Annotated in this window: 9 protein-coding genes; 1 reads left to right on the forward strand and 8 read right to left on the reverse strand. The window is 23.1% G+C overall.

What is annotated here, in order from left to right; genetic code table 11:
• Positions 1 to 229: 229 nt before the first annotated feature.
• Both KJR01_RS09360 and KJR01_RS09365 read right to left on the reverse strand, forming a co-directional pair.
• Complete coding sequence (locus KJR01_RS09360) at positions 230 to 1,636, reverse strand: phosphomannomutase/phosphoglucomutase (RefSeq protein ID WP_214118930.1); 1,407 nt, start codon at positions 1,634 to 1,636, stop codon at positions 230 to 232.
• On the reverse strand, positions 1,633 to 2,661 hold the full coding sequence (locus tag KJR01_RS09365) for a glycosyltransferase (RefSeq protein WP_214118932.1): 1,029 nt from the start codon (positions 2,659 to 2,661) through the stop codon (positions 1,633 to 1,635). The genes KJR01_RS09360 and KJR01_RS09365 overlap by 4 nt, the downstream gene beginning before the upstream one ends.
• Positions 2,662 to 2,698: 37 nt before the next feature.
• Between KJR01_RS09365 and KJR01_RS09370 the strand changes: the two genes are divergently transcribed.
• Positions 2,699 to 5,218, forward strand: coding sequence for a CDP-glycerol glycerophosphotransferase family protein (locus tag KJR01_RS09370; RefSeq protein WP_214118934.1), 2,520 nt, complete (start codon positions 2,699 to 2,701; stop codon positions 5,216 to 5,218).
• Here the strand turns inward: KJR01_RS09370 and KJR01_RS09375 are convergent.
• The 6 genes from KJR01_RS09375 to KJR01_RS09400 form a co-directional block, all read right to left on the reverse strand.
• Positions 5,215 to 6,420 (reverse strand): hypothetical protein, encoded by a 1,206-nt coding sequence (locus KJR01_RS09375; RefSeq protein WP_214118937.1) that lies wholly within the window; start codon positions 6,418 to 6,420, stop codon positions 5,215 to 5,217. The two genes, KJR01_RS09370 and KJR01_RS09375, sit on opposite strands and share 4 nt — an antisense overlap.
• Positions 6,410 to 7,144, reverse strand: coding sequence for a glycosyltransferase family 2 protein (locus tag KJR01_RS09380; protein WP_214118939.1), 735 nt, complete (start codon positions 7,142 to 7,144; stop codon positions 6,410 to 6,412). Before KJR01_RS09380 ends, KJR01_RS09375 begins: the two co-directional genes overlap by 11 nt.
• Positions 7,144 to 8,703 (reverse strand): capsular biosynthesis protein, encoded by a 1,560-nt coding sequence (locus KJR01_RS09385; RefSeq protein ID WP_214118941.1) that lies wholly within the window; start codon positions 8,701 to 8,703, stop codon positions 7,144 to 7,146. Before KJR01_RS09385 ends, KJR01_RS09380 begins: the two co-directional genes overlap by 1 nt.
• On the reverse strand, positions 8,600 to 9,139 hold the full coding sequence (locus KJR01_RS09390; RefSeq protein WP_214118943.1) for an HAD hydrolase family protein: 540 nt from the start codon (positions 9,137 to 9,139) through the stop codon (positions 8,600 to 8,602). Before KJR01_RS09390 ends, KJR01_RS09385 begins: the two co-directional genes overlap by 104 nt.
• 61 nt (positions 9,140 to 9,200) lie before the next feature.
• Entirely contained in the window at positions 9,201 to 9,935 is a 735-nt protein-coding gene (gene cysQ / locus KJR01_RS09395) for a 3'(2'),5'-bisphosphate nucleotidase CysQ (protein ID WP_214118945.1), read from the reverse strand.
• Positions 9,932 to 10,408, reverse strand: a 477-nt coding sequence (locus tag KJR01_RS09400; RefSeq protein WP_502756453.1) for a DUF8374 domain-containing protein, incomplete at its 5' end; no start/stop codon positions are given. The genes KJR01_RS09400 and cysQ, both read right to left, overlap by 4 nt.

The following is a 10,408-nucleotide window of genomic DNA, read 5'->3' on the forward strand; positions in this document are numbered from 1 at the left end:
ATTTTATATATTTTATTGTTTTTATTAAGGTATTTGCTAAAACGCTTAAAAAAAGGCCCTAAAGGTCCTTGTAAAAATAAAATATTTTCATTATTAAATTTACTTATTAAACTATTTATATTCATACTTTCTTTCACTTAGAATACTACCCCCACAATTTAGTAATATTGAGCGTGGGGGGGGGTATTTTAAAATTTTTTAGTTATATTAACCTAAACTTATTAACTAATTAATTTTTAATTATTTCATCTAAAAGTTTAAAGGTAAAATCATTGATTTCTTTTAACTTATCTTCGCTGATACTTTCAAATCTAGCTACTAAATAAGGGCTAGTATTACTTGCGCGAAGTAGTGAAAATCCATTTTCAAATTCTAATCTCACTCCATCAATTTCAATTAGCTTAGCATTTAGATTAAGAGATTTTATTTTTTCTTTATAAGTATTTATTATATTAAATTTATCATTTTCATTTACTTTTATTTTTATTTCATTACTTGAATATGCTTTAGGTAAGTTATTTAAAATATCAATAAAATTAGGATTTTTTAAATATAGCTCAATAATTCTTAGCATAGAATAAATCGCATCATCGTATCCATAATATTTGTCATTAAAAAATACATGTCCGCTAAGTTCTGCTGCTAAATCTACATTTAATTCTTTTATAGCTTTTTTGATATTTGAATGACCTGTTTTACACATTGAGCAAGTTCCTAGCTCGTTGATTTTATCAAAAATCACTTTTGAGCATTTAACTTCACAAAGGATTTTAGGGTTTTTAATATTATTTGCAAATAGATAGCAAAGCTCATCACCTTTAATGATTTTATCTTTTAAAACACATACAATTCTATCAGCATCTCCATCAAAACCAAAGCCAAGTGTTGCAGTGTTTTTAACATAGTTATTTTTATAAAGTGGATTAGGGCAATGATGAGAAAAATTACTAAAATTAAGCTCATTTTTAATAGCAAATAGATTTTCTTCTTCTGTTGGGTCTGGCTCGTGAGATTTAAACTCACCATCAAATTCACTAAAATAGTGAGCGTATTTAATATTTAAAATATCTAAAATATTTGCTACAACTTCACAAGCTGCACCACTAGCTGTATCAATTGCTAGATTTATATTGGCGTTTTTAAGATGAGCGAATTCTTTTTGCAAAAACTCAATATATTTTGTTTTAATATCTAATTCTTCATATTCGGCATTTTCAATCTTATCATCAAAATCTTTTATGTGATTTGCAACTTCAGTATAAATATCACTAAGCTCTTTTGCAAAAAAACTTTCTTTATTTATAGTGATTTTAAAGCCATTGTATTCTTTAGGGTTATGTGATGCTGTTATCATAATATTTGCATCAATTTCATAAGCGTAATTGCTAAAATACCCAAGTGGAGTAGGGACAAGTCCAAGTGAATAAACCTTAATTCCTGCACGATTTAGCCCATAAATTAAAGCATTATTTAAGACTTTATTACTAAGTCTTGCATCATAACCTACGCTTACGCTTTTTGCGTTTTTACTAAGCATAATTTTACCTATTACAAAACCTAAAGCCTTAGTAAAACTAGGACTAATCTCAGTCCCAAAAATCCCCCTAATATCGTATTCTCTAAATATGTGTTTCATTTTGTTTTCCTTAATTTAATATCTTTAAAAAAATCTTTTGGTCTAGTAATTAATTTTCTTAATTTAGATTTTAAGCTATATTTATTATATTTTTTATCATAAGAATATAAACCTATGCTATTTTCAATATTATATTTTTTACATAATTGTTTTAAATAGGTTATAAATTCTGGTAATTCTCTTTCATCTTTCCAAACATTATTATTTTTATAATCATACTCTTTCATTTTTTTTATAAGTAAGTCTTGGTTAGTTGATTTTTTGAAATAAAATTTATTAAATAATGGTCTATCATGCCATCTATGAATTAATATTAAATCTTCAAAAAATAATGGAAGTGTATAGTACGCCATATACTTTCTAAAACCTTTTAGGTTTGCAACTATATTTGAAGTTTCATTAATATAATAATCATTTGGTTTTTTTGCGATAGGGTTGTTTGCAATTAATCTATGAACTAATTCTAGGTCTTCGCCACCATGTCCTTGAAAATTTATATCAAATAAGCCTATATTTTTTAAATACTCCTTGTTAATAATCATAATAACCCCATTAAGACCTATATTTTCTATAAGTTTTCTAGAACCTTCTAAATAGCTATTTTTTAATATAGATAAATTTTTGTTTGTTTCAAATTCTTGTGTTCCTGTTTTGGTTAGATATACAAATGGAATTAAAATAAATTTTTTTATATTAGTTTCTAATTCTTGATTTACTTTATTTGATAATTTAATAAAAAAATTATCATCATTTAACAAATCAATATCGTAAAATAATATATATTTTTTACTAGAATGTATTATTGCTTGGTTTCTAGCGATTCCTGGAGAAAATGGATTTTGATATTTAGTGTTTATAATTTTTATATTTGGGTAGTTAGATTTTAATATTTTATTTTTACTAGCATCAGATATTATAAATTCATAGTTTGTATTTTTAAAATATTCAATTAACTCTAATGCTCTTTTATATATGAAATGTTTTTTATTTTTATAACACACAGTTGAAATTATACTGATTTGCATTTTTATCCTAAAATATTAAAAATTTTTAAAGGTTATTATGACATACAAATATAAAATTACACATTTAAATGAATTTTTTTATGATTTTAAAATTAAATTATTTAAAAAACAAATATTTAAACTACCTTATAAATCATATTCAACCTACACAATAGTCTCAGCTGTTTATAATGTAGAAAAATATTTAGATGATTTTTTTACTTCAATAATAAATCAAAGTATAGGGTTTGAAAAATCAATTCAATTAATAATGGTAGATGATGGTTCTAGTGATAATTCAGCTAATATTATTAAAAGGTATCAAAAACTATACCCAAACAATATTACTTATATTTATAAAGAAAACGGCGGACAAGCAAGTGCTAGAAATCTTGGACTAAAATACGTTAAAACTCCTTGGGTAACTTTTACAGACCCTGATGATTTTTTAGATAAAGACTATTTTAAAAATATAGATATAGAAATATCAAAAAACAATAATTTAGCAATGGTAAGTTCAAATATTATTTTTTACCATGAAAAAGATAATTTTTATAAAGACAATCACCCACTAAATTATAAATATAAAAATAAAAAATCAATTAAAATTAAGGATTTGGATAAAAATATACAGCTTTCAGCTGCTAGTGCAATTATAAAAATTGAATTAATAAAGGAATTTAAATTTGATGAAGATTTAAAACCTTGTTTTGAAGATGCTAAATTTATAAATGAGTATTTATTGGATAATTTAGAAAAAGATGCAATATTTATTGAAAATGCTAGATATTTTTATAGAAAAAGAGTTGATGGTAATTCTACGCTTGATAAAAAATTAAAAGATAAAAGATATTTTTTAGATGTTTCATCTCGTGGATACTTAGCTTTACTTGAATATACACAAAATGAGTTAGGGTATATCCCTAATTTTATACAGCAGACTATTATCTATGATGTTTATTGGATGATAAAGGAACTAATTGAAAATTATTTAAAAGTTATTAGATTAGCTATTGAGGAAAAAAAATGTCTTGAAAATATACTAATAGATATATTTAAATATTTAGATGTTGATGTGATTAAGAATTCTTTTTTATTACGAAATACTTATTTATTATTAGGAGTTTTAAAAAAATATAAAAATTATTTAGAATATACAAATGCTTGTGTTTTAGAAAAATACACAAAAAAATATTTAAGAATAAGTTATTATTCTGTTACAAAAGAAGATAAACTAGAAATTTTTATAAACAATAAAAAATTTAATATAGATTTGATTAAAATTCAACAAATTAATTTATTAGATGAATTTGTTATTTATAAGAAAATTATATATCTTAAAGAAGTAGGGTATATAAAAAATATAGAAGTAGTGTTAAATAATCAAACATTGGTTAATAAAGATAAAAGTTATTATAAAATCAAGTATTTTTTACAATTTGGTATTCAGTATGATACAACGATAAAATCAGATAATTTTGAATTTATGGAATATATAAACAATAAAAGCTTTAGTAAAAATATTCAAATAAATGAAGCGATATATCAAGAAATACAACATCATTTAGGATATAAAAAACATGAATTATGGTTATTTGCTGATAGGAAGTATAAAGCAAATGATAATGCGGAGTATCTTTATGAATATATTCAAAAAAATCATCCAGAACAAAAAATTGCCTTTGTCATAGACAAGAACTCATCTGATTATATAAGATTAAAAAACAAGAATTTTAATGTAGTATCTAGTTCTGGAATTTGGTTTAAAATACAATTGTTTAAAGCTAGAAAGATTATAAGCTCACATACTGATAATTATTTATTAAAAGGTATTGGTAAATATACTTTATTTAATAAAGATTATATATTTTTACAACATGGAGTAACTAAGGATAATATATCAAATTGGCTTAATTCTAAAGATATTTCGCTAATAATTACAAGCACAACTGATGAATATAATTCTATTGTTAGTGATTATTCTGATTATAAGTTAAGTTCAAAAGAAGTTGTGCTTACTGGCATGCCTAGATTTGAAAAACTTATAGAAAAAAGTAGGGCGATTAAACAAGAAAAGATGATTTTGATTTTTCCTACTTGGAGAGAGTATTTGGCAGATAAAATTGATAAACAAACATATAAAAGAAAGAAAAATGATAAATTTTATACTAGTTTATATTATCAAAATTATAAAGAACTTTTAACCGGTAAAGAATTGGAAGAATTGTGTAAAAATAATGGATATAAAGTAGTTTTTATGCCACATTTTGCAATGCTTGAATATTTAGATGATTTTAAATTGTCTTCTTTTGTAGAAGTTGTAAATATGCAAGATATTGATATTCAAGAATATTTATGCAAAGCTAGTGTTTTAATAACGGATTATTCATCAATAGCTTTTGATTTTGCATTACTTAAAAAGAAAATTATATATTTTCAATTTAGCGAAGAAGAATATTATAGCCATACATATTCACAAGGATATTTCAATTATAATAAAAATGGTTTTGGTATGATTAGTTGTTACATAAGTGACCTATATCAAAATTTATATAATATTATTTATAAAATTCGTTAAGTTTGATCTTGATCCCTAAGTATTATAAAATCTTTATTAATTTGGTAATCAATTGGTATATTTTTATTGTTTAATACTACAAATTTTAAGTTGCTTAATACATGTGATAAATGAAAATTTAATAAATCACATTCATTTACATATCTAGGGTCTGCAACTGGCATTCTTTTAAATATATTAGATGATGTAAAAAAGTAAGTATCATCGATTTCTAAATTTAATATTTTTGATTTATTCATTTTATATAAATTAAAATAAGTATCTATATTTAAATTTGTACTAAATAATAAATCAAACCTTGTAAACATTATGCAATCATATACTATATTATTTTTATTTGAATAATTATTGGCTAATTGAAGAACTTTTTCTCTTGAAATATGTTGACCATGGGTTTGTTCTGGAAGAGTCTCTATAAGAAATTCTTTTGGTTTATAAATTTCATTAACCTTATTTATAATAGATATATCAACATCGATTTCATTTAATTTGCTATTAAAATTATGTTTTTTATAATACCAAGCACCATAATCTGCACTCATTTTATTCCAAGTATGAATAAAAATATCAACATCATAGCCGTCAGCTATATTAGTATTTACTATGTGTTTATAAAAATTTATATATGTTTTTTCAAATGTTCTAAGATGTCCAAATAAACAAATTGCTAATCTTTTTTTAATAAAAATATGATTATATATACTATTATATATATTATTTTCTTGTACATTATATAATTTCTGTAAAATATTAATCAAATCTTCATATTTATATTGATGAAATCGTGTTTTAAATTCTATAATTATTGGTCTATCAATATAATTAACATAAAAACTTTTTACCAGATCATGATTAACTTCTGTTAGCCTATTTAGTTTTTCTTCATTATTTATTTTAAGAGAATAATAATCTAGCCATATAGGAATCCTAGTGTTCTCAGAGTTTCTTTTATCAATTGATAATATATCAATCTTTAATTCACACTTATCTGTGCAATTAATAACTAGTTGCTCAGAATGAATATTGTTTTGTATATAAATACCTATTCTCTCATTTTCATTGAGCCAAGACATTTTATTAATTGAGCCTTGCCAACTACTATCTTTATTAATATTAATATCTACTTTATAATTAGCATTTGTTTTAGTACTAATATCAATTCTATATGTTTTAAAATCATTTATAATGTCACTAATTTTCATTATGTTTCCTTTTTTTTATTATCATTTCATATTCATTAGGTGTTCCACAGGGGATAATTTCGTTTTGTTTTATCTGGTAGTATTTAATTGATTTTTTATCTTTTATAAGATAGTTATACATAGGTGCTATATAATATTCATTTCTTGAAGTTTCATTATTTGCTAACATTGTTTGAAAAATTGTTATAAAATCGTTTGAGTTTTTAAAATAATAAAGCCCACTACTACATAAAGATGATATGCGTTCTTTTTCTGTTGTCTTTAAGACTAAGTTATCAGTGCCAGGTAGAATAAACGACCAATTATCTCCATCTGCTTCAAAAACTTCTAAATAGCCATCACAATTAGCTAAAAATTCTTCATTTGGTAATTGAAAATTAGGTCTAATTGTATCTATATTAAAAATTAAAATATCATCTTTTATATTAGATTTTTCTAAACCTAAGTATACGGTATGCGCTTGACCTAAAGTATCAAAATCTAGTTCAATAACCATATAAGTTTTTAAATTTAACTTTTTACATTCTTTAATAATAAAATCTTTAGTGCTATAATCTTTTTTACAAATAAATAAAAAATTACAGCCATTAAAATACTTATTAAAGCCACTTATTACTTCATAAAATAAAGTATTGTTATTTATAAGAAGCATATATTTTGGTATTTTATATCCTGCTTTAAAAAATCTACTACTAAGTCCTGCCATTGGAAATATTATTGTCATTATAATTCCTTAAATTCTATATATAATCTTATTGCGTTTGCAAGTAAGGCATATTGTTTTTTTAAATCATCGCTGTGAAGCGGAAGCATTGATAAAAAAAGATGAATTGTTATAATATAAATCTCTTTTATATTAAAAGTATTTTGAAAAATTTCTAAAAATTTACTTTGTATTTCATCAATACTTTTATTTTTATATAAACTAAAATCTATTATGTAATTGTCATTTGTGTTTTTAAATTTTAATTTATAGTGTTTTGCAATTATAAAATCATATAGTCCAATAATTGAATGAAATAACTTAGCATAATCATACGAACTATTTCCATAAGGTGTTATGTTGTTTTTGAAATCCATTCCTCTAGGATCAATTGTTTTTATAGAAGCAGATTTAAAATCATATAAAATATTGCTAAAACAAAAGTCTCCGTGAATAAAACTATTTTGTTTTTGCTCTATAAGATTACTATCAATGTCCTTTATAATTTCATTTATACTAGTATTAATTTTTTGATTAAAAATAATGTTTTTATTAATGTTAAAGTTAGCTTCTTTAGAGAATTCTTTTAATCTTTGTTGTGTTTTGAATTTATAATCATAGCTAACTACTTCTTTTGTTTTATGACTATGTAATATAGTTAGAAAATTTTTTAAACTTAAAAATATTCTTTCCCAGGTAATTTTATTGATTTTTCCAAAAACATAAAGCTCTGATAATGTATTTAAATAAAGATATTCTGTATAGTATTTGTTATTTTCTAAATAAAAATGAGGTATATATAAAGATAATTCCTTTGGTAAAGAGCCAAACCAATTTTGTTCTGCTTTTATCCTATTATCCATAGAAGAACTTTTACATACATAACCATTGATGATTTTTAAGGAATTAAATGCTCTTTCTGTGGTTATAGTCTTTTTGGTATTAAAATAATTTGTCGCAATACCACAATCAAGCCAAGTTTGATTTGTGTTTAAATTAAAATTATATTTTTTTGAATAATTTAATAGTGTTTGTTTAAAATCATAATCGCATTCAATTAGGCATTTTAAAAAATAATTTATGTTTTGAACTTCAAAAAAACCATTGAGTATATCTTTAGTATTCAATTCTTGATTATTTTTTATATGGAATATAGGCTTTGTATCTTTAAGTAGATAAGTCCAATTATAATTATCATTGCTTCTTGATACTCCTATGCTATTATCTAAAAAGTTTAAATTTTTAAAAAATGTATCACCATGTAAAATTTTTAAACCTTTTTTTAAATTTGTATTAGTTAAATTTAAACAAATTGCCTGAGATAATGATTGCCCTAATGTTAAGTTTTCATCTAGTCTTAGAATATTTATTTTAAGTTCTTTTAATTTTAGGTTATCGTATTTATTTAGTTCGTAACTTTTTGGTATAGTTAGTATAATTTTATCATTTACATTTTTAAATAATGAAGATTGGTATTCATATAATTTTTTTCCGCCTACTGGTAGAAACGATGGTGGTACTTTTCCAAATTCTGTTTCTAGTTCCGGATTTACATAACGAGCAGAGGTTATGATAATCATTTATACCCCCCCCCCCACTAATGTTTGTAACTTTATGGTCGCTTGAATTATTTGATTTTTGATGCAAAGCTTCTTTATTTAGCAATTCTTTTATTTCGTCATAACTATGAGATATAAACTCGCTAGGTCTAATAGCTTTATCATCTATATAAAATCCATCTTCTCCGCACCAAGGTTTTCCAATAATTATTTCATCATATGGGACATTATGTTTATTTAACCACTCTATTATTTTAGGTAAAGTGTTAATATTTATCTTGCCTATATTTCCTTTATAAGTTTTCATATTTCTACTTGTGTTGATAACTAATTTAAATCCCATTTTTTTATATTCAATTAATTTTTTTAACATCTCTTTATTGATTGGTTTATTTTCATAGCTGCAATTAGAATTTATAGCTATTGTCCCATCTAAATCCACAATTAGGTTTTTCATGTTAAATATTTCGATATGTATAAATATATTATCATATCCTCTCCTTAAATTTTTAAAATATCTATTTCGCAACAAAATACGGGTTTAATAGATTCTCTTTATTGTACTTTAAAGGTTTTAAAGTATGGTAATTATATACATTTTTTCCAGATTCACTTACAATAATATGTGCAGCTGCCGTATCCCATTCCATTGTAGGAGCTAATCTAGGATAACAATCAGCTTCACCTGAGGCTACCAAACATAGCTTTAAGGAACTACCTATTGATATAAATTCTTTATCTAGATTTGTTTTTATATTATCAATAAAATATTTTGTTTCATCGTTTAAATGAGATTTGCTTGCTACTATTTTATAAGTATTTTTATTTAGTTCTAATGGTAACTTTACATTATTCTTATATGCACCTTTATTTTGTTGTGCATTATATAATAATTTCAATGCAGGTGCATATACAACTCCTAAAATAGGTTGGCCGTTATGTATTAATGCTATATTTATTGTCCATTCTTTGTTTTTATTTATAAATTCTTTTGTTCCATCAATAGGATCTATTAGCCAACAGTATTTCCAATTTTTCCTTACACTATATTGTATATTTTTGTTTTCCTCTGAGATAATTGGTATGCTGTATTGTGCAAGTGATTTGCATATGTAATCATTTACAACTAAATCAGCTTCAGTTAATGGACTTTTATCATTTTTATAATATATATTAAAATCATTATTAAAAATATCTAGCGCATATCTACCAGCATTTAAAGCAATATTTATTATTTCATCTATAGCTATCATTCTTTCCTAACTTGTTTTGGTTTAAAATCTTGTTTTAATTGTTTTATTTTTAAAGGCAACGTAAATATGCTTAATTTATACCAATTAGAAAATGATTGTATTAATAATTCTCCTAACTTATAAGTATAAGTTTGCTTTAGCTTTGATGCATCTATATAATCATTGTATTCATATAATTTAGGTTGTTTTATATAATTTTTATTTTCTAATATATGATTTAAATATATTATTAATATTTTTAAAGGTAATAGAATTAATTTTACTTTATTAGTGTTTATTGCACATGTACCTAATTTATAAGCGAGATGGTTTTTAATTCTTTGGCAAGCTGTACCATTTTGTATCATATTTTTTATCACATCATTTTGATTATTTATAAGTAAGTTTTTATCTGCAATATTTTGTTCAAGTTTATTTATAATATTTGTGCTTGTCAAAATAATATTATTTTTTTCCTCTATTTGTTGATGAAG

The organism is Campylobacter sp. 2018MI10, assembly GCF_018501175.1.
Lineage (GTDB): Bacteria > Campylobacterota > Campylobacteria > Campylobacterales > Campylobacteraceae > Campylobacter_E.

What these genes read in the sequence shown, in the direction of transcription:
- KJR01_RS09380 (WP_214118939.1), bottom strand. Translation starts at nt 7,144, where the DNA reads ATGACAATAATATTTCCAATGGCAGGACTTAGTAGTAGATTTTTTAAA.
- KJR01_RS09365 (WP_214118932.1), bottom strand. Translation starts at nt 2,661, where the DNA reads ATGCAAATCAGTATAATTTCAACTGTGTGTTATAAAAATAAAAAACAT.
- KJR01_RS09385 (WP_214118941.1), bottom strand. Translation starts at nt 8,703, where the DNA reads ATGATTATCATAACCTCTGCTCGTTATGTAAATCCGGAACTAGAAACA.
- KJR01_RS09360 (WP_214118930.1), bottom strand. Translation starts at nt 1,636, where the DNA reads ATGAAACACATATTTAGAGAATACGATATTAGGGGGATTTTTGGGACT.
- cysQ (WP_214118945.1), bottom strand. Translation starts at nt 9,935, where the DNA reads ATGATAGCTATAGATGAAATAATAAATATTGCTTTAAATGCTGGTAGA.
- KJR01_RS09375 (WP_214118937.1), bottom strand. Translation starts at nt 6,420, where the DNA reads ATGAAAATTAGTGACATTATAAATGATTTTAAAACATATAGAATTGAT.
- KJR01_RS09390 (WP_214118943.1), bottom strand. Translation starts at nt 9,139, where the DNA reads ATGAAAAACCTAATTGTGGATTTAGATGGGACAATAGCTATAAATTCT.
- KJR01_RS09370 (WP_214118934.1), top strand. Translation starts at nt 2,699, where the DNA reads ATGACATACAAATATAAAATTACACATTTAAATGAATTTTTTTATGAT.